Annotated in this window: 21 protein-coding genes; 7 read left to right on the top strand and 14 right to left on the bottom strand. The window is 70.3% G+C overall.

Annotated features, from left to right (window positions below; genetic code table 11):
• Positions 1-42 precede the first annotated feature (42 nt).
• The 6 genes from K8625_RS43860 to K8625_RS26240 form a co-directional block, all read right to left on the bottom strand.
• Complete coding sequence (locus K8625_RS43860; RefSeq protein WP_255665981.1) at positions 43-1287, bottom strand: HlyD family efflux transporter periplasmic adaptor subunit; 1245 nt, start codon at positions 1285-1287, stop codon at positions 43-45.
• The gene (locus K8625_RS44255; RefSeq protein ID WP_305070918.1) at positions 1274-4378 is read right to left on the bottom strand and encodes a peptidase domain-containing ABC transporter; all 3105 of its coding nucleotides are present in this window, start codon (positions 4376-4378) and stop codon (positions 1274-1276) included. The genes K8625_RS43860 and K8625_RS44255 overlap by 14 nt, the downstream gene beginning before the upstream one ends.
• Positions 4379-4389: 11 nt before the next feature.
• Entirely contained in the window at positions 4390-5451 is a 1062-nt protein-coding gene (locus tag K8625_RS26255; RefSeq protein WP_223749465.1) for an iron-containing redox enzyme family protein, read from the bottom strand.
• A complete protein-coding gene (locus tag K8625_RS26250) occupies positions 5444-5755 on the bottom strand; it encodes a hypothetical protein (RefSeq protein ID WP_223784233.1) in 312 nt (103 codons plus the stop codon). Before K8625_RS26250 ends, K8625_RS26255 begins: the two co-directional genes overlap by 8 nt.
• A gap of 5 nt (positions 5756-5760) precedes the next feature.
• Complete coding sequence (locus tag K8625_RS26245; protein ID WP_223784232.1) at positions 5761-6582, bottom strand: hypothetical protein; 822 nt, start codon at positions 6580-6582, stop codon at positions 5761-5763.
• 116 nt (positions 6583-6698) lie between these two features.
• Positions 6699-6878, bottom strand: a complete 180-nt coding sequence (locus K8625_RS26240) for a hypothetical protein (RefSeq protein ID WP_141326135.1) — start codon at positions 6876-6878, stop codon at positions 6699-6701.
• A 147-nt stretch (positions 6879-7025) separates the two neighbouring features.
• On the opposite strand from K8625_RS26240, the gene K8625_RS26235 reads away from it, so the two are divergent.
• On the top strand, positions 7026-7778 hold the full coding sequence (locus tag K8625_RS26235) for a pyridoxine 5'-phosphate synthase (protein WP_223784231.1): 753 nt from the start codon (positions 7026-7028) through the stop codon (positions 7776-7778).
• An 11-nt stretch (positions 7779-7789) separates the two neighbouring features.
• Here K8625_RS26235 and K8625_RS26230 read toward each other — a convergent pair whose 3' ends face one another.
• The 6 genes from K8625_RS26230 to K8625_RS26205 form a co-directional block, all read right to left on the bottom strand.
• Positions 7790-8830 (bottom strand): hypothetical protein, encoded by a 1041-nt coding sequence (locus tag K8625_RS26230; RefSeq protein ID WP_223784230.1) that lies wholly within the window; start codon positions 8828-8830, stop codon positions 7790-7792.
• A gap of 8 nt (positions 8831-8838) precedes the next feature.
• Positions 8839-9714: an SDR family oxidoreductase gene (locus K8625_RS26225; RefSeq protein WP_223784229.1), complete on the bottom strand. Its 876-nt coding sequence runs from the start codon at positions 9712-9714 to the stop codon at positions 8839-8841.
• A 26-nt stretch (positions 9715-9740) separates the two neighbouring features.
• Positions 9741-10658 carry a carbohydrate kinase family protein gene (locus tag K8625_RS26220; RefSeq protein WP_223784228.1) on the bottom strand — a complete coding sequence of 306 codons (918 nt, stop codon included), beginning with the start codon at positions 10656-10658 and terminating at the stop codon, positions 9741-9743.
• Positions 10659-10724: 66 nt separating this feature from the next.
• Entirely contained in the window at positions 10725-11363 is a 639-nt protein-coding gene (locus K8625_RS26215; RefSeq protein ID WP_223784227.1) for a hypothetical protein, read from the bottom strand.
• Between the two features lie 20 nt (positions 11364-11383).
• On the bottom strand, positions 11384-12421 hold the full coding sequence (locus tag K8625_RS26210; protein WP_223784226.1) for a zinc-binding dehydrogenase: 1038 nt from the start codon (positions 12419-12421) through the stop codon (positions 11384-11386).
• An 18-nt stretch (positions 12422-12439) separates the two neighbouring features.
• A complete protein-coding gene (locus K8625_RS26205) occupies positions 12440-13753 on the bottom strand; it encodes an aspartate aminotransferase family protein (protein ID WP_223784225.1) in 1314 nt (437 codons plus the stop codon).
• Positions 13754-13959: 206 nt separating this feature from the next.
• Between K8625_RS26205 and K8625_RS26200 the strand changes: the two genes are divergently transcribed.
• Positions 13960-14736 carry an HAD family phosphatase gene (locus tag K8625_RS26200; RefSeq protein ID WP_223784224.1) on the top strand — a complete coding sequence of 259 codons (777 nt, stop codon included), beginning with the start codon at positions 13960-13962 and terminating at the stop codon, positions 14734-14736.
• A gap of 114 nt (positions 14737-14850) precedes the next feature.
• The gene (gene fba / locus K8625_RS26195; RefSeq protein ID WP_223784223.1) at positions 14851-15945 is read left to right on the top strand and encodes a class II fructose-bisphosphate aldolase; all 1095 of its coding nucleotides are present in this window, start codon (positions 14851-14853) and stop codon (positions 15943-15945) included.
• A gap of 73 nt (positions 15946-16018) precedes the next feature.
• On the opposite strand, the gene K8625_RS26190 is transcribed toward fba, so the two are convergent.
• Positions 16019-16501: a hypothetical protein gene (locus K8625_RS26190; RefSeq protein ID WP_223784222.1), complete on the bottom strand. Its 483-nt coding sequence runs from the start codon at positions 16499-16501 to the stop codon at positions 16019-16021.
• Between the two features lie 246 nt (positions 16502-16747).
• Between K8625_RS26190 and K8625_RS26185 the strand changes: the two genes are divergently transcribed.
• Both K8625_RS26185 and K8625_RS26180 read left to right on the top strand, forming a co-directional pair.
• Complete coding sequence (locus tag K8625_RS26185; RefSeq protein WP_223784221.1) at positions 16748-17731, top strand: NYN domain-containing protein; 984 nt, start codon at positions 16748-16750, stop codon at positions 17729-17731.
• A gap of 278 nt (positions 17732-18009) precedes the next feature.
• Positions 18010-20979: a M36 family metallopeptidase gene (locus tag K8625_RS26180; RefSeq protein ID WP_223749479.1), complete on the top strand. Its 2970-nt coding sequence runs from the start codon at positions 18010-18012 to the stop codon at positions 20977-20979.
• An 82-nt stretch (positions 20980-21061) separates the two neighbouring features.
• Here K8625_RS26180 and K8625_RS26175 read toward each other — a convergent pair whose 3' ends face one another.
• On the bottom strand, positions 21062-23101 hold the full coding sequence (locus tag K8625_RS26175; protein ID WP_223749480.1) for a PilZ domain-containing protein: 2040 nt from the start codon (positions 23099-23101) through the stop codon (positions 21062-21064).
• Positions 23102-23685: 584 nt separating this feature from the next.
• On the opposite strand from K8625_RS26175, the gene K8625_RS26170 reads away from it, so the two are divergent.
• Complete coding sequence (locus tag K8625_RS26170; protein ID WP_223784220.1) at positions 23686-24183, top strand: YkgJ family cysteine cluster protein; 498 nt, start codon at positions 23686-23688, stop codon at positions 24181-24183.
• 197 nt (positions 24184-24380) lie between these two features.
• Complete coding sequence (locus tag K8625_RS26165; protein WP_223784219.1) at positions 24381-25139, top strand: hypothetical protein; 759 nt, start codon at positions 24381-24383, stop codon at positions 25137-25139.
• Positions 25140-25153: the final 14 nt, after the last annotated feature.

The following is a 25153-nucleotide window of genomic DNA, read 5'->3' as shown; positions in this document are numbered from 1 at the left end:
GCCAACCTGATTTAAACAGCCGTATAACATCTGTCAAACCCGTCAGTGCCCCAGGCTGTCCACGCCCCGCAGCGGGCGCATCAACGCGGAGACGAGTCGCTCGCGGCGCACCACGAACTCGGCTGTGCCCGTCATCCCTGGACGCAGCTTCACGGGCACTCCCGCCGTGGAACGCGGCGCCTCCGGCACCCTCACGTCCACTCGATAGGGCGAGGCCCCCAGCGTGTCGTCCTGCCTCCGCGTCGTGTCCCCCGCGACGCGTGACAGCTCCCCCAACAACACACCGAAATCCTGGAACGGATAGCCGTCCAGCTTGATGCGCACCGCCTGCCCCTCTCGCAGGAACGTGATTCCCTCCGACGTCACCGCCGCGCGCACCACCAACGCATCCTCCGACGGCACCACCAACCCCAACACACTCCCTGCCTGCACCACGTCTCCCCGGTCGAACACCGTCAGCCCCTGCACCGTCCCCGCTCGCGGCGCCACCACCTCCCACCTCGCCACCTCCAGCCGCGTCTCCTCCAGCTCTCCCTCGTACCGCTCCAACTCCACCTTCGCCGCCGCCAACGCGGCCCCGTCCGCCAACGACGCCACCCTCGCGTCCCCCTCCAACCCCCGCTGCTCCAACTCCAGCCGCCCCAGGCTCGCCTCCAGCTCGCGCGCCGCCGCTCTCGCCGCTTCCACCTGGGAGCGCGCGACCTCCGCCTCCGTCGCCGCGTTCTCCGCCTCCACCGGCGCCACGAACTCCTTCGCCTTCAGCTGCTCGGCCTGCCGCGCATCCCTCGCTCGCGCCTCCGCCTCCCGCTCCTTCGCGCTCACCTGCGCTCGCGCCGCCTCCAGCCTCGCCACCGTCTCCACAGCCGTCGCCTTCCGCACGCGAACCTGCACCCCGTACGCGTCCGCTCGCGAGGCCACCAGCGCCTCCAACATCGACACCCGTCCTCGCGCCTCCGCCACCTGCTGCTCCAGCAGCTTCAAGCGCGTCCGCACCTGCGCGTCATCCAGGCGCAGCAGCACCGCTCCCTGCTCCACCGGCTGCCCCTCGCGCACCGAGATGTCCGCCACCACCCCCGAGCGCTGTGCCTGCACTCGCGCTGTCTCCCCCACCGGCGCCACCACCGCCTGCGCTCGCACCACCACGTCCAGCTCGATGAAGCACAACGCGCCGAAGCCCAGCAACGCCAGCCCCGCGCACACCAGGTACAGCGTCCGCAACACCTGCCGCGTCCTCGGGAAGTCGAGCACCGGCAGCAGCTCGCGATACGCGTCCTCACTCACCGCCATGCCCCACCTCCGTGCCATGGCGCTTCCAGTTCGGCGTCGCCTGCGCGAGCGCGCTGTACAGCTTGCCCTGCGCCGACATCAGCGACTCGTGCGTCCCCATCTGTGAGATGCGCCCCTCGTTCATCACCACGATGCGGTCCGCGTGCTGCAACGTCTGGAGCCGATGGCTGATGATGAGCGTCGTCCGCCCTCGCACGATGTCTCGCAGCCGGTCGTGAATCGCCTGCTCCGCCAGCGGGTCCAACGCCGCCGTCGCCTCGTCGAAGATGAGGATGCGCGGGTCCGTCACCAACGCCCTCGCGATGATGACCCGCTGCCGCTGCCCTCCCGACAACGTCAACCCGCGCTCCCCCACCAACGTCTGGAACCCGTACGGCAGCTCCGTGACGAAGTCGTACGCCCCCGCGAGCTGCGCCGCCCTCACCACCGCCTGCTCCGTCACCGGACGCCCACAGGCGATGTTGTCGAACACCGTGCCGGAGAACAGCTGCGTCTCCTGCGTCACCATCCCTATCTGCCCACGCACCGACTCGGGCGTCACGTCCCGCAGGTTGTAGCCGTCAATCGAGACCGTCCCCTCGCTCGGGTCATGCAACCGCAACAGCAGCCGCACCAGCGTGCTCTTCCCACACCCCGAGGGCCCCACCAGCGCCACCACCTCGCCCGGCGCGAACTCCAAGTCCAACCGCTCCAACGTGTTGGACTCCCTGCCACTCCCATAGCGGAAGCTCACCCCGCGAAACCGCAGGTGCCCCTTCACCCTCGGCAGCTCCAACACCGCCGAGGCCCGCTTGTCCCCCTCCCCCGCCACGTCCTGCACCGCCCCCACCCGCTCCAGATGCGCTCGCACCCGCTGGTAGTCCCGCCACTGCGTCGCCAGTCGCACCAACGGCCCGCTCATCTGCCGCGCGAACAGCGTCGCCGCGATGAGCGCTCCCACCGTCAGCTCTCCTCGCAGCACCGCCTTCGAGCCCACCCACAGCACCAGCGCGCTGCCCATCAGGTCCAACGTCTGCGACACACTCGCGCCAATCGCCCCGTGCATCGCCGCCTTGAAGCCGTGCTGCAGCGACGGCGCCAACAGGCGCTGCATCGTGCGCAGGAAGGGCAGCTCCAAAGCGTGCGCCTTGAGCGACTCGAAGCCCTTGAACGAGTCCATCAGGTGCGTCTGGTACAGGTCATGCTGTGACAGGTACGCCACCGTGTGGTTGCGCACCTGCCGCCCCACCACCGCCGACACCAACAGGTGCAACGGCATCAACGCCAACGCCAGCACCGCCAGCACCGGCGAGTACAGCGTCAGCACCGCCGCCGTGCTCAACACCAACGCCACGTCAATGGTGATGGCGATGGCGTTGTCGACGATGAACCCGCGCACCAACCCCACCTCGAGGAACCGGTTGAGGATGTCGCTCGTCGTGAAGCGCTGGAACAGGCCCGAGGCCCCATCCAGGATGCGCCGGTACAGCGTCTCCACCACGTCGCGCTCGATGCGCGTGGACGCCTCCAGCACCAGGTAGCTGCGCGCATAGGACAACACCCCGGACACCACCGCCGTCCCCAGCAACCCCACGAGCAGCACGTCGAGCAACGCCGTGTCCGCTCGCATCAACACCCGGTCGATGACGACCTGACTCCCCAGCGGGAACGCCAACGCCAACACCTGCAACAACAGCGACAGCCCCACCAGCTCCGCGATGGCCCAGCGATAGGGGCGCAGCAGCACCGAGAAGCGCCCGAGCGCGGACTGCTCGCGCTGCTTCGGGGCCAGCGGCGCCACCGCCGTCGTCATCCGGTCCGACGGCTTGAGCAGCAGCAACATCCCCTTCCACGAACGCTCGAACGCCTCTCGCGGAATCGTGCGCGTCGCGAACGACGGGTCCCCCACCACGACACCCTTGCGCGTCACCCGCCACACCACGACGAAGTGGTGCCGGTCCTGCAGGTGCGCGATGGCCGGCAGGTCCACCGAGCGCAACAGCTCCCAATCCGCCTGGATGCCCGTGGTGATGAACCCGAGCTGCTCCCCCGTGCGCGACAGGTCCAACAGGCTGGTGCCGTAGCGGCTCACGCCCGCCAGCTTCATCAGCGAGGGGTAGTCCAGCTCGTGGCCGTGGTACCGCGCCACCATGCGCAGGCACGCGGCCCCACAGTCCATGTGCTCCTGCTGGCGGTAGAACGGCACCGGCTTCCATCCCGACGCGGCGCTGGGTCGCTCGGGCAGCTCCAGGGAGGACTCCTCCTCCGGGGGCACCTCGGGTGGCGCGCTCACATCCGTGAGCACCACGTGCGGCCAGCGGTTGAACTGCGCGCTGCTGCGAGCCACCCGTCGCCCCAGCGCCCGGCGGACTCCCGGGAAGCGCAGCAGCACCTCGGCCGTGGCCCCTCGGGGCGCCGACAAGAGCGTGCTCGGCTCCAGCGCCGTCGCCGCGGCGAAGACGGGCGCATCCAGGAGCAGCGCATCCAGCGCGAAGTCCTCGCCCGGCCCGAGGGCCCGCTCGCCGTAGCGCACCGAGCCCTGGCGCAGCACCCACCACTCCGCCGCCGTGGCCCCCGCGGGCATGAGCACCGTGCCCTCCGGCACCGTGCTCTCCCGGAAGCACGCCGCGAGCCGCAGCGCGCCCTCCGGCTCCACGTCCTCCACGAACAGGTCCAGCAACGCCCGTCGCAGCGCGGGACACAGCAGCGCCTTCAGTCCACCCGTCTCGTCGAGGGCCAGCGCCTCCGTGAACGCAGCACCCGGGACCTCCAGCACCCGCGCGCCGCCGCTCGCCACCACATCGAACCCGTGCGTCGCCCCCACGTCACGCGCGTGCGTGCCGTACAGCTCCCCCGCCGCCACATGGGTCACCCGGAGGAACGCACCGTGGCTCGCGCCCAGGTGCCCCATCACGAGCATCCCCTCGAGCACCAGGAGCACCGAGTCACACGGCTGTCCGTGCGTCGCCACCAACTCCTGCGGCGCGAAGACACGGATGCGCCCCGCGCGCTCCAGATGTCGACGGACCTCTTCCGGCAGGATGCGCAGCACCCCGGACACACGTCGCGCATCCAGGGCGAACGTCTCGACGCTGTCCGCGAGCACGCTCATGGCGCCGCCACTCAATCCTCCACGGTGAAGACGAGCGGCCCCTCGTCCGGACCGTAGAAGTCGAGCAGCTCGCGGTGGTACGCCATCGTCAATCTGCAGAACGTGATGAGCCTGCGACGGATGCGCGCCTGGTCCGCCGCGGTCAACGGCCCCGAGTCCGCGAACGGCTCCCGCCCGAACTGGTCGTGGTCATCACTGCAGTCCCCCACGTCATGGTCCCGGAAGGGCCCGTACGCCTCCACCGGCAACACCCCGTGCTCGGTGAAGCGCTCCCAGAACTTCCCCACCGTGGCCAGCGCCGTCGGGTCTCCCTCCCCCACGCCGATACAGGCCGAGTACGACAGCGGATCCGCCATGCCCAACCACCGCAGGTGGTTGATGAGCGCCTGCATCGAGATGAGCGGAGACGCCCGCTCCAAATCCACCTCCGTCAACCCCGCCGCGAGCAACCCGCGCTTCAACCACGCGTGGTGCCAGTACTCGAACGACAGGTGCTCGCTCAGGATGGTCTTCAACCGCTCCGTTGGCTGCGACGCCACCGCCGCGCTCTGGTGCGACGAGGCCGCCAGCGCGAAGTGGTAGTTCTCCAGCAGGTACCCCACCGCCAGGCGCCGCGACACCGGCCCCGTCCAGAACCGGTGCAACATCGCCGACGGCCCCCAGCGCTGCTGCGCGATGCCCGCCAGCGAGCGCAGGTGCTCGTAGTACGCCAGCGCGTCCACCTCGAACGCGCTCGTCTGCACCAACACCGCGCGGTGATACAGGTCCTGCGCCACCGACGACACCAGCTCCAGACCCAGCTTCGTCTCCCGCGCCAGCTCCGAGAGCGTGCGCTGCCCGTCGAACAGCGGAATCACGCGCCAGGCCTTCTCCGCGCTCTCGCTGTCGATGGTCATCACCTCCCAGGGCTCGCCCTGCGCCCCACCGAGCACCAGCTCGCGCCGCGCGAGCCCGTCGGGACGGACCCAGCTCGCCAGGGACAGCCGCATCGCGGGATGCAGCGGCCCGGGCTCGCGCGTCGAGGGATGCCAGGCACGTCCGATGATGGGAAGGTGGCCGTTGCTGTCACTCATGGTTCTCACCGCCTGCTGAAGGGTTGGAAGAAGAAGCAGGAGCCACGAGCGAGACGAGCTCCTGCTGAACGAAGGCGCCCAACGTGTGGCGCGTGACGGCAAGCGCGAGCTCCAGGTCCCAGCCCCGCTCGCGATGCAGCACCTCGGCCACCTGGACCACCGTCCTCACGCCGTCACAGGCGCGCCAGACGGCATCGGTGCCCTCGTCCAGGTCGAAGTAGTAGTTGTCCAGGATGAGGTGCACCTGGCCCTCCGCGCGGCGCCGCCGCACGCGCAGATGGGTGACGGGAACGAGCAGGTCCATGGCGCTCATCCCTCGATGACATCCGTGAGCTGGTTGCACAGCCGGATGCACGTCTCCAGATAGGCCTTGAGCGCCTCCGGTTGCGCCCTCAGCCGCGCGCCGTCGGGGAACTGGAGCTCCCAGAAGCGCTGCTCGAACGTGCGTGCCTCCGCGTCACCGCTCGCGGCGAGCTGCCCCAGGATTCTGGTGCGCCACTTGCGACGGATGTTCGTGCTGCCCCGCGCGTGACAGAAGGCGTCGCAGGTGGAGTTGAGCAGCTCCCGCGCGCGCATCAGCGCCACGTCCGGCTGCTCCATCATCCCGTAGAGGTCCTCGAGCGCGTCGTCGACCTCGCGAATCTTCACCTCCTGCAACCACCGCGACAGCCGAGGGAAGTCGAAGCGGGCGCGGAGCCGCTCCAGGCGGCTGTCGTGCGTCAGCGCGACGCCCGTGCGCACGCGGTGGAGGAAGACGATTTCGTCCTCCGTCATCCGCCGCTCCATCATCACGTTGTCCGGCCCCCCCTCCTTCAGGTCGAGCGAGGCCAGCTTCGCGGCGAGCCGCTCCACGGCCGCGTCACTCCAGTACTCGAAGTCCACGCGCCGCTTGCCGAGCATGTGCACGGAGAAGAGCGCCTCCCCCGCCTTGTGCAGGCTGGTGCCCTTCGGCTCCCCCCCGCCGACGATGAACACGTCGATGTCGGAGAAGGCGTTGCCCATGCCCTCCACCAGGGAGCCGGACAGGAACACCGCGGCCTCCAGCGCGGGCGTCAGGGACTCGAGCGCCAACAGCTGGCCCAGGTCCACACCCAGGAGGTCCACCAGGTCGTCACGCGAAGGCTGCGTCATGAGGGCCGCCACATCGGAAAAAAGAAGAGGAAGGACGACGCGGGCCCGTTTCCAGGCGGCCCGCGCCCCCCTGCATGAGCCTCAACGGCCCACGCGGTCAGCCTTCACCGGCGAAATCACAGCACCGGGAAGACGCGGCCCGGCCCCTCGAGGATGGGACCCGTCACCACCGGGCCCGTGACGATGGGACCCGGCAGGGTGACGACGGGGATGTTCGTGGTGGTGATGGCGCCACCGACGACGCACTTCATGGTGTCGGCGGACAGCTTGATGGCAACGCTGCGGGGCTTGTTCATGGTGATGCTCCTTGATGTGTCGGTTGTGACTGCGTGCTACGTGCTGCGTGCTGCACCTGTGGCGGCCACACCCCACCGCCTGAATCGAACGAGTCCCCGCGCGACGCCCGTGCGAGGATGGGTCCCCTGGAATCCGGAGGACCGTGGATGCGTGCCGCTGCCTCGACACCCGTGCTTCGCGTGGGACTCAACAAGGTCGCGCTGCTGCGCTCGTCGCGTGGGAGCGCCGTCCCCGACCTCGGCGAGGCCGCGCGGGCGCTCGTCGACGGCGGCTGCCGCGCGCTGCTCGTGCACCAGTGGCCGGACCATCGGCACGTGAAGCCCGAGGACGTCTCCGCGCTCTCGCGACTGGAGGTCATCCGTGACGAGCGCGCCTCGCTGCACGTGGGCGGAGACCTGCGCGAGGACCTGGGCGCGCTGCTCGAGCGGACGCCCGGCGTCGGCTGCTGGGTGGTGACACCGTTCGAGGCCCAGCACCTCACCACGCAGCGCGGCTGGCGCGCGGAGGATGACCAGGCACGGCTGGCGCACTGGGTGCGCTCGCTCCAGGGACGCACGCGCATCTCCGTGTTCGTGGACCCGGAGCCGGCGGCCGTGGACCTCGTCGCACGCGCGGGCGCCGCCGCGGTGGAGCTCAACTGCCGTGCGTATGTCGAGGGCTTCGAGACCCCCACGCGGGAGCGTGCGCTGGAGGCCCTCGCGCTCGCGGCGGACCGCGCGCGTCAGCTCGGGCTGGAGGTCAACGCCGCGCATGACCTGGACCGGCGTCACCTGCCGCCGCTCATCCGCGCGGTGCGCCCCACGCTCGTGTCCGTGGGACATGCCTTCGTGGCCGCGGCGGTCATCGCGGGGCTGCGTGAAGTGCTGCCCGGCTTCCTCCAGGCGGCCTCGGAGGAGTGATTCGCTCGCCGTCATGGCGACACCCCCAGGTCCCGGGTGCCGTGCAGCTCCAGCGCCTCCGCGAGCAACCGCACGCCCGTGGCGTGCAGCACCAGCGCGATGTCCTCGGTCCGTGGATTCACGGGCGCGAGTTGGAACGGCGCGTTCGCCAGGAGCAGCAGCGGCGCGAGCACGTCCAGCCGCACGCGCCAGTCCGCGTCCCTCCGCACGCGGGCCTTCACAGACAGCTCGTCGACCAGCCATGCGTCCAGCGCGGCGAAGCGCTGCAACGCCGGCCCGGCCCACGAGGCCCACTCCCACGAGATGCGTCCCTCGCCCTCGCTCACCCGCGCCGCGCCCGCGCGCACCAGGTCGTAGAGCCCCCGCGTGCACGTGCGCAGCTTGGCCAGGTCCTCCATGTAGTCGCTGTCGGAGTCCCCGGTGACGGTGGAGCCGCGCGGGTCCAGCAACAGGAAGCGTCCCGTGGCAGGCTCGAACAGCACGTTGTCGTACTTGAAGTCCCCGTGGAACCGACCGAGGCACGGTGGACGCAGTCGCGCGAGCAACACGGTGTCGCGTTGCAGCTCGCGCATCAGGGACGCCGCGCTCGGGTACACCCGGCCGTGGATGTCCAACTGCTCCGCTGAGCACAGCCGGTCGAAGCGCTCGGACATGCCCCGGCCCGCGCTCGCCCGGCGCCAGAACTTGTCCACGTAGCTGACGTGGAAGAAGTCCTCCGGCGCCGGCCGGTGATGGTCCGCGTAGAGCACGTCGAAGGCGAAGTCGAGGAGACTCCGCGTCCCCGAGATGGCCTCGTCCACCGTCAGCGTGCCGTCCACCAGCACGCGCGACATGTCCGGCCACGGGCAGAAGTCCATGTCGTACTCGGCCCAGCCCTCCCCCGTGCGCACCTCCAGCACCCGCGGGAAGTACCCGACGGCCCTGGGTGGAAGCGCCTTCAGCCACGCCACCTCGCGCAGGAGCTTGTCCCGGCCGTGCGTGGCGCGCTTGGTGACGCGGTGGCCGTTCACCCGCACGTCGCGCACGACGCCGCGCCAGTCTCCTTCCGACACGGGCCCCCTCATCGCGCCGCCTCCCGCTGGTGACGGAGGACGTCCAGTCCCTCCGTGAGCGTGAGCGGCGGTTCGAACCCGAGCGCGGACAGCCGCGTGGAGCCCAACCGGTTGTCGCGAGGACGCGCCGCGAGCGACGACTCCTTGCGCGCGTGCACCAGCGTCACGTCCAGGTTGAAGGCATGCGCCAGTCGCCTCGCCCACGAGTACTTCGTGGTGGCCTCGGCGCCGCTGAAGTGCAGCACGCCGTGCACGCCTCCCCCCGCGAGGCGCGCGAGAATCGCCGCCACCTCGTCCACCAGCACCGGGTAGCGCACCTGTTCGCCATCCGCGTACACGGGCTGGCCCGCCGCGAGCCGCTCCAGCGTGGACGTGACGAAGGTGGCCTTCTCGTCCGGCCCCGCGAGGCCGTAGAGCAGGGGCACGCGCAGCACCAGCGCGTCCTCGAGTGTCAGCGCGAGCAGTTCTCCTTCCCGCTTGGTGACGCCGTAGTGCTGCAACGGTCGGGGTGCGTCCGTCTCCACGTACGCGCTCGTGGGTGCGCCGTCGAAGACGTGGTCCGTGGACACGTAGAGCAGACGGGTGCGCGTGCGTCGGCAGGCCTCCACCACGTGGCCCGTGCCGACCACGTTGGTGGTCGACGCGAGCGTCCGGTTTCGCTCGCAGTCATCCAGGTTGCATCGCGCCGCCGCGTGGATGCACACGTCGAAGCGTCCCGCCGCGAAGGCCTCGTCCACGGCGCGTGCGTCGGTGATGTCCAGGCGCTCCAGGCCCTCGCGCGGCGTCGTGCTCCAGGTCCCCACGGCCTGGGCTCCGCTCGTGCGCAGAGCGCGCATCAGGCGACGGCCCAGGAACCCACTCGCTCCCGTGACAATGACTTTCATGACCCTGCCTCGTGTCCGCCTCGCCGCTACAGCAGCGAAGAGGACGCGCCCCCGCTCGCGCCCAGTGCCGTGCCCAGCAGCGCCAGCCGGTCCGCTCCCGCGCGGGGTCCCGGCGCGCCGCACTTCACCGCCGCCACCTTCGTCGCGAAGCGCAGCGCCTCACCGAAGCCCTGCCCCGCGAGCACCGCCGCGATGTAGCCCGCGTGGAACGCATCCCCCGCACCCGTCGTGTCCACCACCTCGCAGGACTCCGCCGACACGCGGTGGTGCTCTCCATCCGACGTCCACCCCTCGCACCCCTCCGCGCCCAGCGTGCCCACCACCACGCGCAGCCCTCCAGCCAGCAGCGCCCGCGCGGCCGAGGCCAGCTCCCGCTCCCCCGTCAGCTCGCGCAGCACCTTCCCAGGCGCCACCAGGCTCGTGAGGTGCGGCAACAGCGGCCGGGCCTCGTCGGCCACCTCCGCGTCCGCCAACACCGGCAGCCCCCGCGCCCGCGCGTGCTTCGCCAGCGCCAGCGAGAAGGCGGGCTCGTGCCCGTCCAGGTACACCAGGCCACACGCATCCATCGGCGCGGCCTCCACCGGGACACCGTCCATCCGCAGCCGCGCGTCCTTGTGCATCACCAGCGAGCGCGTGCCGTGCGTCGTGTCCACCACGATGGCCGCCGTGTGCTGCGGACAGTCCGCCACCGTGAGGCTGCCCTCCACCCGCACGCCCGCCTCCACCAGCGAGCCGCGCGCGAGCCTCCCGAAGTCCCCTCCACCGAAGACACCGAAGTAGCGCGTGGTGACCCCCAGCGCGCCCAGCATCGCCGCCACGTTGGCGCCCTGCCCGCCGCCGAAGAAGCGCAGGCCGTCCGCCTGCACCTTCCCGTCCGTCACCAGCGCCTCGCGCGTGGAGAAGACGATGTCCACCGTGTTGTTGCCGATGACGAGCACTTCCATGTCACCACCCCGTGTCCGCATTGCCTGCCCGCCCCTCGGGCCTCGTCGCTCCCCCGCCGTCGCCACCTAGCGCGCCACCACCGGACGCACCGGTGCCTCCGCATGCAGCCGCCGCAGCACGTCCGTCGCGATGCGCTCGGCCACCTGCTCCGGCCGCAGTTCGCTCGTGTCCACCACCACCCAGCGCTCCTCGGGCGGCAGCAGCGACACGAGGAACTCGTCGTAGGCCTGGTGACGCTCGGGGTTGTCGCGCAGGTACGTGTCCCGCACCGACTTGGAGGGACGCAGCAGCGAGCGCTCACGCTTCGCCTTCGGCGTGGACGTCAGGTAGTAGTTGAACGCGAACGGGAGGTGCTCATCCCAGATGAGCTGACTCGGCAACCCCGCCGCCTCCGGATGGAAGAAGCGGTTGCGCCCCACCTGGCTGAGCCAGTGCCGGTCCTGCACCAGGAACCCCGACGGCAGCCCGCGATGACACCGCGCCAGGTCCAGCAGGATGTTCGCCGAGTAGAACCAATCAATCCGCAGCAGGTCCGGCGTGAGCTTCGCCTCGGCCAGGAAGTGGTCGAGGATGGGCAGGTCGTGCACGTAGCAGTGCCCCAGCCGCGCGGGCAGCCCCGCCGCCGACAGGCTCGCGCCCAACAGCTTGCACACCGTCGTCTTGCCCGCGTAGTCCGTGCCTTCAATCAGCAGTCCGTGAATCATGTGCGTGGGCCTCGCTCGCATCAGGGTTGGAGGACGACCTTCAGCGCGCCCGCGGGAGCGCCCTGGCGCCGCGCGTCCACGTCGCAGCCCACCAGCGCCAATCCCTCCCGGAAGCGCGTCAGCGGAAGCTGGTGCGACACCAATCGGCGCGCGGGGATGACGCCCGAGCCGATGAGGTGCAGCGCGGTGGCGAAGCTGCCGTCCAACGAATCGATGGAGCCCTGCACGGACAGGCTCCGGTCCGCGATGGCGCCCACGTCCAGCGGCACCTCGTGACGCTTGAGCCCCACCAGCAACAGCTGTCCGCCGCGCGAGAGCCTGGGCAGCACGTCCCCCGCCATGCGGCCCGTGGTGTCCACCACCAGGTCGAGCGGCGCCGCGTCCCTCGCGTAGCGCGCGCACACCTCGTCCAGTGACTCGGCCACCGCCCAGCGTCGGTCCACCACCTCGCGGCACAGCTCCCGCCGCCCCGGCGCGCGCTCCACCAACGTGCCCGTCAGCCCCAGGCTCGACAGCACCCACGCGTACAGCACGCCCATGGGTCCGCCCCCCAGCACCACCGCGCGCAGTGAGGGCCGCAGGCGCAGCTGGTTCGCGCCCGTGACGGCGCAGCTCAAGGGCTCGGTGAGGCTCGCCTCCTCGAAGCCCACGTGCGCGGGCAGCGTGTAGAGGAAGCGCTCCGTCGTCCTGTGCAGGGGCGCCATCGTCCCGTCCGCGCTGACGCCCGTCTCCGTCTCGCCCTTGCGCTCGCAGTGGTTCTGCCGACCCGAGCGACACAGCCGACACTGGCCGCAGAAGAAGGTCGGGTCGATGACGACGCGGTCCCCCACCCGCACGTCGCGCACGGCGGGGCCCACGGCGACGACCTCACCCGAGGACTCGTGGCCCAGCACCACCCCGGGCTTCGCCGCGTACTCGCCGCCGATGATGCCCAGGTCCGTGCCGCAGATGCCGGTGGCGCGCACGCGCACCAGCACCTCGTCCCGCACCGGCGCCGCCGGCTCCGCGTGCTCCTGGAGCGACAGCTCCCAGGCCGCTGAATACACCAATGCCCGCATGTGACACGCCCCCTCGAGTCAGCCCACGTCCGCGAGCGCGCGGCCCAACCGCGCGACGATTTCTTCCAGGTCGTCCTGCGTCGCGATGAGCGGCGGACGCACCTTCACCACGTTGCCGAAGCTGTAGCGCGAGCCGCGCAGCACCAGTTGGTGGCGCTCCTGCGCCACGCGGATGAGCGCCAGCGTCTTCTCCACGTCCGGCGAGCCATCCTCGCGGATGAGCTCCAGCCCCCACATGTACCCGAGCCCCCGCACGTCCCCGACGCAAGGGTGACGCGTGGCCAGGGTGCGCAAGAGCTCGCCCAGGATGATTCCGTTGCGACGCACGTTCGCCAGCAGGTGACCGGACGTCATCGCCTTCAGCGTGGCGGACGCCGCGGTGAGCGCCACCGGATTGCACCCCGAGGTGAAGGAGTGCTCGTGGCTCTCCAGCACGTCCAGCGCGCCCTCGAAGAGCACCGCCGCCACCGGCACGCCGATGCCGCCCAGCCCCTTGGCCAGCGTGACGATGTTCGGCTTGAAGCCCAGCGCCTCCGAGGCGAACAGGTGCCCGGTGCGCCCCATGCCCGTCTGCACCTCGTCCGCGATGAGGAGGATGCCCTTCTCCTCACACAGCTTGTTGAGTGCCTGGAAGTAGCCCGGCGGCGGCACCACGTTGCCGCCGTTGCCCAGCACCGGCTCCACCAGCATGCACGCCACCGAGCCGCTGCTCGCGTACTCCACGAAGTCGCTGATGCGCTCCACGCACAGCATCCCGCAGCCGGGGTACTTCGCCTTGTAGAAGCACCGGTAGCAGTAGGGCGCCGGCACCTTCACCGAGTGTGGTGACACCGCCTCCGGGAAGCCCTTGCGCCGGAATGCGTTGCCCGAAATCGCCGTGGTGAACTGTGTCTGCCCATGATGCGACAGGAACAGGCTCAGCACGTCTGTCTTTCCCGTGGCCTTCTGGGCCACCTGCACCGCGCACTCGTTGGCGGTGGAGCCGGTGATGTCGCGCATCCATCCGGCCGTGAGGTGACTCGGGGCATGCGCGAGGAGCTCCGAGAGCACCTGCTTCGCCTGCGCCGCCATCAGCGAGGAGCTGGCGTGCGCCATGCGGCGCAGCTGCTCGACGACGGCCTCCACCACCTCCGGGTGGTCATAGCCGAGCGGCACGTTGAAGGTGCCCGACGCCGCGTCGAGGAACGCCGTGCCGTCCTCCCGCACCAGCCGGATGCCGCGTCCCCGGACGAAGTCCTCCGCCCTCGAGACGCCCTCTGTCGCGACTTCGGACGCACCCTCTCGTACATCCGGGCCTTCCCCAGGAAGGACCTTCAGATTGAGACCGGACATGCGCGCTCCCCCGAACGGCATGAAACGTCCCCCCTTGGACGTTTCGAATCCCCGCTGCTGGTGTCTCAACGGGGGTCTTGAAAATCCGTCGGTGAGTCACCATTTCCCGGCGCTTTTCGCGCGGGCAGCTCGCAGGACGCGTCACCTCCGCGTGAAAACAAAGACAGGGGTTGGCCGCGCGCGCATGGGCGGCCAGGATGTCCGCCATGAAGACGGAGCACGTGGAGCAGACGCTGGAGCGCATCGCCCGCGAGCGGGAGGCCATGCCGGGCGGAGTGCTGGCCTTCGACGGAGACGGCACGCTGTGGAGCGGCGACGTCGGCGATGACCTGTTCATGAGCATGACGGGGCACGACGCCGTGCGAGAGGACGTGCGGCCCCGCCTCACGGCCGTCGCCACCCACTACGGCCTGGAGACCGAGGGCAGCCCCAGCACGCTGGCCCGCCGCATGTTCTCCGCCTTCCAGGCCGGCCGCATTCCGGAGAAGGACATCTGCGAGATGGCCACCTGGGTGGCCGCGGGCTGGACGCTCGAGGCGCTGTCCGCCTTCGCTCGCGGCGTGGTGGAGTCACACGGCGTGGCCGAGCGCGTCCACCCCGAGGTTCACCGTGTCCTGGAGTGGGCACGAGCGCACGACGTGCCCTGTTACGTGGTGAGCGCCTCGCCGCTGGCCGTGGTGCAGGCCGCCGCGCGCGTCGTCGGCATCCCCCCCGAGCAGGTGGTGGCGAGCACGCCCCAGTCCCGCGACGGCGTGGTGTGGACGGACGTGGTGTCGCCCATCCCTTATGGCCCCGGCAAGGTGACGTGCCTCAGGGCCCGCACCCAGCGCCCCCTGTACGCGGCCTTCGGCGACAACGTGTTCGACCTGGAAATGCTCGGTGCGTCCCGGGTGCCGGTGGCGGTGCGTCCCAAGCCCCGGCTGATGGAGCGCGCGGCGAGCCTGCCCTTGCTGGTCCAATTGCACCCGGTGGCCAGTCGCTGACAGCGTCCGCTGGGGAACGCGGCCGGCGAGCTTTTGGGGGCGTCCGCCGCCGCGTCCGTGCTAACTCAGGCGCCCTCACTCACTTCTTCCAATCCGCCACGGAGAGACACAGTCATGCCGCTCATCGCCCTGCGTCCCCTGCTCGACTACGCCGCCGCCAACAACTTCGGGGTCGCCGCGCTCAACGTCAACAACATGGAGCAGATCCAGGCCATCATGGAGGCCGCGCGCGCCACCCAGAGCCCGGCCATCATCCAGGCGTCGCGCGGTGCGCGGAAGTACACCAACGACTTGTTCCTGCGGAACCTGATGCAGGCCGCGGTGGAGCTGTATCCGGAGATTCCGGTGGTCATGCACCAGGACCACGGCAACTCGCCGGAGACGTGCATCAGCGCCATCCGCATGGGCTTCACCAGCGTGATGATGGACGGCTCGCTCGAGGACGACGGCAAGACGCCGTCCAGCTACGAGTACAACGTGGCCGTCACGCGCGAGGTGGTGAACGTGGCGCACCGCTTCGGCGTGTCCGTGGAGGGTGAGCTGGGCGTGCTGGGCTCCCTGGAGCACGGCATGGGCGAGAAGGAGGATGGCCACGGCGCCGAGGGCAAGCTGACCCTGGACCAGCTGCTCACCGACCCGGACCAGGCGGTGGACTTCGTCAACCGCACGGGCATCGACGCGCTCGCCGTCGCCATGGGGACGAGCCACGGCGCCTACAAGTTCTCGCGCAAGCCCAGCGGCGACGTGCTCGCGATGAGCCGCATCGAGGAGATCCACAGGAAGATCCCCAACTGCCACCTGGTGATGCACGGCTCCAGCTCCGTGCCCAAGGAGCTGTGCGACATCATCAACGCCAACGGCGGTCGCATCAAGGAGACCTACGGCGTGCCGGTGGAGGAGATCCAGCGCGGCATCCGCGCGGGCGTGCGGAAGATCAACGTCGACACGGACAACCGCCTGGCCATCACCGGCGCCATCCGCAAGGCGTTCACCGCGAAGCCGGAGGAGTTCGACCCGCGCTACTACCTGACGCCCGCGCGCGCGGCGATGCAGGCCGTGTGCGAGGAGCGCATGAAGCAGTTCGGCCAGGCCGGCCACGCGAAGAAGGTGCCGCACGTCACGCTGGAGCAGATGGCGCGTGACTACGCGGCGGGCAAGTACGGCGACAACGCGCGCCCGGACACCGTCGTCGGCAAGAAGGCCAGGTAGTCACGTCCCATCCGGGGGAGGAGCGCGCTGGATGGCGGCTCCCCCGGAGTGGTTCCCCTGAAGCAGGCGGCGCTCACTTCTCTCCCTGGAGCGCCGTCGCCAGGTTCCGCGTCTGGTTCTCCACCTGGTAGTCGGCCACCACCTTCTGGCCCTCCCGGGGCGTCTGCGTCAGGCGCAGCGCCTGCAGGTCCAGCGGGATGACGGCGCCCTGCTGATCCTCCTGGATGTAGAGGACGTCGTTGCCCAGCTCCACCACCTCGCCCGAGATCTGCTTCGTGCGCTTGGGGTCCGGCAGCGTGTCCACCTTGGGCCCCTGGACGATGGGCACCTGGCCCTGGGTGGGCGTGACGTCCACGCCAATCATGCCACCCAGGTTGAGCGGCGGCAGGACGGAGGCCCGCGTGGTGGTTCTGTCGAACTCAATCTGGCTCTGCTGGTACTCTCGCGAGTCATGGTTGGGTATCTCCGCGGCGCCGACGGCTGGCAGCAGCAGCGCTCCCGTGGCGGGTACCGCCAGGGCCAGACTCTTCCAGCGACTCCACCTCGTTCGTGTCATGACGCATGCTCCGGCTGGGGGGTCCTCGACCCGTTTGCCCGAAGCTAGGTCACGCCCCGGCGCTCACGCCTGGAGGGCGCCCCGGCCTCCTCCCGGAAGGACAGGCCGACGCTGTGGCCCGAGTGTTCAGCCGGCGAACACCCGCGCCCCATGCCGGTGGGAACAGGCTAGGGTGCACCCGCAAGGCCCGGCGGGCGCCCTTCCGGACGGAAGACGCGCCGGGGCGCCATACCGCAGAGGCCTCACGTGAACGGTCGGACCAACGAGCACCGCATCGCCCTCTTTCTCGACTTCGAGAACCTCGTCACCAATACAGGCATCAGCGCCTCCAACTTCGACCTCCAGCCCTCGCTCGACCGACTGCTGGAGAAGGGCAAGGTGGTCTTCCGCCGCGCCTACTGTGACTGGTCGCGCTTCAGCGACGCGAAGATTGGGCTGCACCGGTTCGGCGTGGAGCTCATCGACGTGCCGCCCTCCACGCGCGCGGGGAAGAACGGCGCGGACATGCGCCTGGTCATCGACGCGCTGGAGCTGTGCTACGCGAGAGAGAGCATCGACACGTTCGTCATCGCCTCCGGCGACAGTGATTTCTGCCCGCTGGCGTACAAGCTGCGCGAGAACGGCCGCACCGTCATCGGGCTGGCGGTGAAGGAGTCCACCTCCCCCCTGTTCGTCAACGCGTGTGACGAGTTCATCTACCTGCGCACCCGTCAGCGCTCGGAGAAGGGTGAGAAGGGCCGTCACGGTGGAGCGTCCGAGGAGGCGGGGCACGGCAAGCGCGGCCGCCATGGGCGCGATGCCGGGGGCAAGGGCGGCAAGGCGGAGGCCGACAAGCAGGCGCCGTCGGGCAACAAGGGCCACGCCAAGTCGGACGTGCCGCAGATTGCCCGCGAGGTGGTGCAGAACCTGCTGGCCCGCGCGACAGGCCCGGTCAACCCCTCGCTCATCAAGGAGACCATCGTCCGCAAGGAGCCGGACTTCGACGAGAGCGAGTACGGCTTCGCCACCTTCGCCAAGCTGCTCGCCGCGCTGGAGCAGGAGGGCGTGCTGCGCCGCATCCAGCAGGGCCGCCAGTGGTACGTGGTCGGCGCCGACGCGGACCTGGGCCACACTGGCGACACCAAGGAGCCCAAGGAGTCCAAGGGCAAGAAGCACGGCAAGGGCCGCGTCGAGGAGGTCGAGGAGGAGTTGGAGTCCTATCCCGACCCGGACGAGGACGACGGGCTGTAACACCGTGGCGCAGTGGGGCCGCTCAGCGGCTCCACGCCCCCAGGTCGTCGCATGAAACGGGGGGGTTCGACCTGGACCCCAGGAATCTCCAGAAGTTACGGCGAAGTCACCGCCGTCATCCGTGACGCCTTCCGCTACGAATCCGCCGTTTTTGTGACGGCCCACGCTACAGCGCTTCCGGTGTTGGCCCGGAAGACGTCGTTGGCACGTCCACTGCTCTGTGCGGGCTCGCCGGGTTTTCAAATCCCCCACCGGCCCTCACCGCGGAGCATTCCAACATGTCACAGGGTCATTTCCGCCGACGCCTCACCCAGGCGTTGGTGCTGATGGGCGTCTGCAGCGCGCCCTCGGCGTTCGCCGTCGTCCAAGGCTCGGAGGGCGTGCGCAGCCACGACGCCCGCGTCGCCCACAACCAGGGCCTGCGCCAGGGCCTCAGCGCGAAGCAGCAGGACAAGGCGGCCCAGCTCCGCAAGAGCGTGCCCGAGCTGCGCGTGGAGCACGACGCCACCACGGGCCTGGTGCGCTCGCTGGTCAACCCCGTGGGCGCGCTCACCTCCCCCCTCAAGGGTGACGCGCTCGCCGTCGGCCTCACCTTCGTCCAGAACCAGTACGAGCTGCTCGGCCTGGAGCTCAAGGACCTGGCCAGCCTGGAGGTCACCGACCGCGTCTACTCGCGGCAGACGGGTATCACCCACCTCTACCTGCGCCAGACGCACGAGGGCCTGCCCCTCTACAACGGCCAGCTGCAGATCAACGTCGACAGCCAGGGCCGCGTGCTCAGCGTGCACAGCGACTTCCTGCCGTCGCTCGCCCGGAGCGTCGCCAGCATCCAGCCGCGCCTGGGCGCCGCCGCCGCCGTCACCGGCGCCGCGCGTCACCTCGGCCTGAAGCTGGCCACCGCGCCCCGCGCGCTGGAGAAGCAGGACGGCCCCCGTCAGCGCACCCGCGTGGAGCAGTCCGGCCTGTCCACCGAGCCCATCGACGCCGAGCTCGCGCTGCTGCCCATCCGCCCTGGTGACGCCCGGCTGGTGTGGAACTTCCAGGTCCACACGCCCGACAGCAAGCACGTCTACGACCTGACCGTGGACGCCAACACCGGCGAGGTGTGGACGCGCTTCGACTGGACGGCGTCGGACGCGTACTCCGTCTACCGGCGCCCGGTGGAGAGCCCCATCCACAACACGCCGCTGCCGCCCATGGACGGCCGGCTGAGCCTGCTCAACCCCGCCAACCTCATCGCGTCACCCTACGGCTGGCACGACACCGACGGCATCCCCGGGGCCGAGTACACCCTCCACCGCGGCAACAACGTCCACGCCTACGACGACTCGGCCAACGCCGACGTGCCGCCCCTCTTGCAGCCCGACTGCGGCCCCGGCCTCACCTGCAGCTTCCTGCTGGACCTGACGCAGGACCCGTCGACGTACAAGCCGGCGGCCATCACCAACCTGTTCTACTGGAACAACATCATCCACGACATCCAGTACCAGTACGGGTTCGACGAGGCGGCCGGCAACTTCCAGCACAACACCTACGGCAACGGGGGCCTGGGCAACGACTCCGTGCGCGCCGAGGCGCAGGACGGCTACGGCCTCAACAACGCCTACTTCACGTCTCCGCCGGACGGGCAGCGCCCGCGCATGGAGATGTTCGTCTGGAACCAGACCTTCCCCCGGCGCGACGGTGATTTGGACAGCGGCATCATCGTGCACGAGTACGGGCACGGCATCTCCAACCGCCAGGTGGGTGGCCCCAGCAACGCCAACTGCCTGCAGAACAACCAGCAGCCGGGCGAGGGCATCAGCGACTTCCTGGCGCTGATGTACACCGCGCGCCCCACGGACACCGGGCCGCAGGGCCGCGGCATGGGCACCTACGCCATGGGCCAGCCCACCACGGGCCTGGGCATCCGCACCAAGCGCTACAGCACCAACCAGACGGTGAACAACTGGACCTACGCCAGCATCAACGGCATGGCCGTGCCGCATGGCGTGGGCTCCGTCTTCGCGCAGGCGATGTGGGAGGCCTACTGGTCGCTGGTGGACCGCTGGGGCTTCAGCACCAACCTGTACAACGCCGCGGGCGGCGCCGGTAACCAGCGCATGATGCTGTACTTCAACGAGGGCCTGAAGAACACGCCCTGCGGCCCCACCTTCACCCAGGTGCGCGACGGCATCATCACGGCCGCGACGGCGCTGAACAACGGCGAGGACGTGTGCCGGCTGTGGACGGCCTTCGCCGACTTCGGCCTGGGCGTGGACGCCAACTCGGTGGGCCCCGCCAGCACCGCGCCCGTCAACGGCTTCAACGTGCCGGCCGCGTGCAAGACGGACGTGTGGGGCAAGGACAAGCCGTGGGACACGGGCGCCGAGCCGGACGCCGCCACCGCGGCCAACGGCATGTGGGAGAGCGAGGACATCTGGGTGCGCACCACGGCGACGCCCGGTCCGCACGAGAACCCGGAGGCCGGCCAGCCGAACTTCGTGCACGTGAAGGTGCGCAACCGCAGCACGGTGGACGCGCACAACGTGATGGTGAAGGTGTACGGCACCGCCGCGGCCACCAGCACCTCGTGGCCCAACCTCTGGGTGGAGATTGGCGAGGCCAAGGTGGTGCACCTGCCGGCCGGCGCGGATGACGAGGTGGTGGTGCAGTGGAACCCGGCCGCCGCGGGCCACTACTGCCTGCTGGCGCGCCTGGTGACGCGGCAGGACCCGATGACGCACCCGGAGCTGGGCAACCCCGACCACAACACCCGCCAGAACAACAACATCATCTGGCGCAACACCAACGTGGTGAACCTCATCCCGTTCGGCTTCTCCGAGGCCACGTTCATCCTGCGCAACACGCTGACGGAAGGCCGCCTGTTCAACCTGCGCTTCCAGGACCGCACCGTGCAGGCCAAGCGCCCGCTGCTCGAGCGCGGCGGAATCGTGGTGGACCTGGGCCGCGAGCTGATGGAGCACCTGAAGGCGCAGGGCGGCGAAATCGAGGGCCTGGAGCAGGTGGGCGAGACGCGCTTCGAAGTCACGGACCCGACCAAGGCCCGCATCGCCATCCGGCTGGAGCCCGAGCAGGAGTTCCCCGTGGGCCTCCAGTTCCGGGACCGCGAGTGGAAGGAAGGAAAGCAGACCGACGACTTCGTCCAGTACGAGTTCGCGGCCGTGCTCGAGGACCCGAAGCACGAGGAGGCCAAGACGCAGGACATCGGCGGCGTGACGTACTACGTGCGCATGTCCGTGCAGTAGGCCCTTGTCGGCCTCGTGTGAGGCCGACCTGAAGCACTCGAGGCCGGGTGGTGCCCTCAAGGGCCACCCGGCCTTCGTCGTCTCAGGCGACGCGGGGCGTGGTGGCCTCGCACAGGTGCTCGAGGAACTCGGGCAGGAGCGCGGAGGAGATGATCCACAGCTTGCCCTCGCCCAAATCCGCCAGGGCGGCGCGCTCGACGTACTCCACGCACGCCGACTCCACGTAGTGCACGAAGACGCGGCGGCCGCGCGGGCGGTACCACTCCGCGGCGTGCGCCAGCAGCGCGAGCAGGGCCCGCTGCGTCTCCGGCTGCGCGTCGTCGGTGAGCGTCACCAGCCGCACGCCGTCCAGCACGTTGAAGAGGTTGAGGCCCGGCTGTGCGGACTCCATCACCGCGAAGGCCACGGCCTTGCCGTCCACGCGGGCCACGCGCAGCTCGCGCTCGCGGCCCAGGCCCGCCTCGCCCCACTTGGTGCGCGCGCGCGACAGCTCGAATCGCTCGGGCACCAGGTCCAGCGCCTCGCGGTACGCCACGGGGCGGGTGCGCTCGACCTCCTGGAAGAACCGGGCCTGCTCGGCCTCGGTGGGCACGGCGACGTCCACGTCCTCGGGGTGGTCCCAGTCGCGCTCCACCTCCGCCTCCATCAGGCGGAAGGGCGTGAGGCTGGCCTGCCCGGTGTGCTCGTACCAGCTGGCGAAGTCGAACTTGGTGAAGCGCACCCAGCGCACGTTCGCCTCGCAGTAGGCGATGAACCACTTCACGTCGGGGTCCACCTGGGTGGGCTCGTAGCCGCGCAGGTAGATGTCGCGCAGCGCCTCGCGCGCGGAGCTGCGCTGACCGGGCACCGCCTGACGCGCCAGCTGGTGCGCCATCCATGTGCCCTCGTACGGCTTCACCACGGACAGCGTGGCCTCCAGCGACTCACCCGCCGGACGCACCACGCGGTAGCCCAGGCGCGTGCGGCCCTCCAGCCGCTCCTGCGTGGCGTCGAACCAGGGGCGCTCCTCGGTGAAGTCCTCGGGCGACTTGCCCGGCAGCCCGAAGTAGCCCGAGCCCTGGAAGAGCTTCCACGTGGCGTCGCCCCAGTCACCCTCCACGCGGGTGGACGGATGCATCTGCGCCTCCACCAGCGCGCGCCACGCGCGGGCGCCCTCGGCGTCCAGCGGCCGCACGGACATGCCGCACCGACGGCCCGCCGCGGTGCCGGAGATGTTGCGCACCTCCGCGCGCAGCCGCACCGGCGCCATGCCCTCCATGGCCACCTCCAGCACCGGCTGGCGCAGCCCGGGATAGAGCAGGTCCTCGCCCGGCTCCGTCATGAAGGCCAGGCCCTCATAGGACAAATCCAACACCGGCCGGCGCACGTGCACCTGGGGCCACAGCGGGTGGTCGAAGGACAGCGTGCACGGGCTGCTCGGCGGGGCGCGGCGCAGCCAGCGGTGGCGGTAGCGCACCACCTCCGTGGGCACGGACATCATCACCCAGCCGGCCTCCTCGCGCGCGTCGTGGATCTCCAGGTGGACGACGCTGCTGTAGCCGAAGGCCTCCAGCACGAAGGGCCCTTGCGGCAGCGGCCCCTCGAAGCGCCAGCCCATGCGGCCGTTGTGCGCGTCGAAGTGGACGGCGGTGACACAGACCTTCTGGCCCTGTGGCGTGCGGGCGACTCCGCGCGCCTGGCGTCCCACCAGCGCCTCGCAGATGCGCAGCACGCGCTCCTTGCGGTCGATGCGCTCCTTCCACACGGGCCGCGTCTCGGGCGGCAACAGCAGGCCGTTGTCGCGCAGCGCCTCCAGCACCGTGACGATGCGCCGGCCCGCGTCGAGCGGCGGCGACACGAAGCGCAGGCTCACCTCCGGCTTGCCGCCGCGCACCTCCGTCACCTCCGCGGCCAGCGACGTGGCCCAGCGCTCACCCTGGCCCAGCACCACCGACGCGGCCTGTCCGGGGCTCGGCAAGGACCTGGAGTCCAGGTGCAAGGTCAGGTGCTCGAGCGAGAGCTGCACCAGGCGGCCCGGCGAGTCACCGTCGCCGAACGAGGCGACCGCGGTCAGCTCCGTCCCCACCCGGTAGCCGAGCACCGACTCCCGGCCGCGCGTCCCGTCCCGTGTGTCCGCCTGCATGCCAGCTCCGTTGTGAGAAGGGAGTCGATTGTACGACTTCGCGCGAAAGGAAGCAGTCCCCCGGTACGGATACCACCTGGGTGAACCGGGGTTCATATAGCCTGCCCACTCCTGCGGGGCGGGGAACTTGTTCGACAGTACAGGCGTGGCGGAACCACATCCGGCGCGCCAACCCCCTGGGATTCAGGGACAAGTCGCCTCGCGGAAGCCAGACACACCCACCGCTTCGCCGTCGGGTCCGCTTTCACCCATCCCGGCACGTATCGAGTCTTGTCCGCCCACGAGGGCAGGCTCCCCGTCGCCTCCTCGACATCGGCGCCGGGGTCGCGGATCCCCGAGGGGCTCGGATGAACCGTGCGGCACAGGGCGCTTCCCGGGCTCGATGGACACTGTTTCGTTGCCCGCCTGAACAGCTTCTCGACCCGGTCCGGTGTGGGCCCGGGTCCGCGCACGGCTCCCTCGGAGGAGGGGGACGTACCTGGCCACCCTGGAGGTAGCACCCCGACCCACGGGCAGGCGTGCGGGGGCACCTTCCGCGCCTCGTCGAGATGGAACGACGTGCCCGGACGCGTTAGGGGGAGACGATGCCCCTGTCCACCCTCTGCCTCCGTTGCGGCATGTGCTGTGACGGGAGCCTCTTCACCCACGTCTCGCTCCAGCCCGACGAGGCCACCGCGCTTGAGCGGCGCGGGGTCCCGCTCGCGCGCCGTGAGGACGGCACCCAGGCGCTCGCCCAGCACTGCGGCGCCCTGGAGGGCCGGACCTGCGCCGTGTACGCGGACCGGCCCGCCAGCTGCCGCCGGTACCACTGCCAGCTCTTCGCCGCGCTCGCCGAGAAGGAGGTCTCCCTGGAGGAGGCGCTCGGCGTGGTCGACCAGGCCCATGCGCTGAGGGCGACCCTGGAGCGCGAGCTGCCGGAGGGCACGACGCCGGACGCGCCCCGCTCGGTGATGCAGCGGGCGCGGCGCGCGGCCCAGGCCCACCCGGCGCGGCCCCTGTCCCAGCGAGCGCAGGATGCCTACGCGAGCACGGAGGCCTTCCTCGACAAGCACTTCCGGGGACGCTTCGGCCGGCGCGGGTGAGTCCGCTCCAGCGCGCGTGGGCGTGAGCTGGAATCCCTTCAACGCGGCCCGCTTCAACAAGCGCGGGTGAATCCGCTTTGGCGCGCGTGGGCGTGACACCGGCGCATGGAGCCCTTCGGGAAGGACGGGCGAGGCTACGATGCGCGCCGCGCGGCACCTTCACCCGACGCCCAGGTCCTCACGAGGTCATCTCCATCATGAAGACGTCGCTCCTCCCCACCATCGCCCTGTCGTCCTTCGCGCTGCTGCACGCCCCGCTCGCGCTCGCGGGGGACGAGCCGCTGGTGAAGGCCGCGTCCGTCGACCTGAACGGCGACGGGAAGCCGGAGGACATCTCGCTGGAGACCCAGGAGGGCCCCAAGGGGTTCGGCTACGTGCTCAAGGTCGGCGCCGCCACCGTCAACGTCCGCTCGGACGCGGAGGTGCACGGCTTCGTCATCGTCGACATCGACAGCGGGGACCCGCGCAAGGAGGTCGCCGTGCACACCGGCATGACGGACCACGACAGCGCCAGCACGCTCTACGCGTTCGATGGCAAGGCGCTCAAGTCGCTGGGCTCGGTGCGCTCACCCATCGAGGCGAAGGGCAACAACATCATCCTCTCCAGCACGTGGCAGTCGTTCTGGACGCGCGTCGACAAGTACGTGCTCGACGCGAAGGCCGGCAAGCTCGACCACGTGCCCCAGGAGTTCTACTTCGTGGGGCAGGAGGCCAAGGTGCGCGAGTCCTTCCCCATCTTCCAGCAGCGCACGACGTCGAAGCCCGTCGCCCAGCTGGCCACGGGCTCCGCCATCCAGGTGCTGCTCGCCGTGCCCGTCACCGTGCCCAGCGGCGTGAAGGGCAACCAGAAGGTCAAGGCCCACGCCTTCCTGGTGAAGTCCTCCACGGGCCTCGTCGGCTGGGTGAGCGAGAGCGTCCTCTCGTCCAAGACAGAGGGGCTCCCGTTCGCCGGCTGAGGCGCCCCCCGTGT

This window comes from Myxococcus sp. AS-1-15 (genome assembly GCF_020037055.1).
In the GTDB taxonomy this organism is placed as follows: Bacteria; Myxococcota; Myxococcia; order Myxococcales; family Myxococcaceae; genus Myxococcus; species Myxococcus fulvus.
This window is presented reverse-complemented; position numbering and strand designations above follow the sequence as displayed.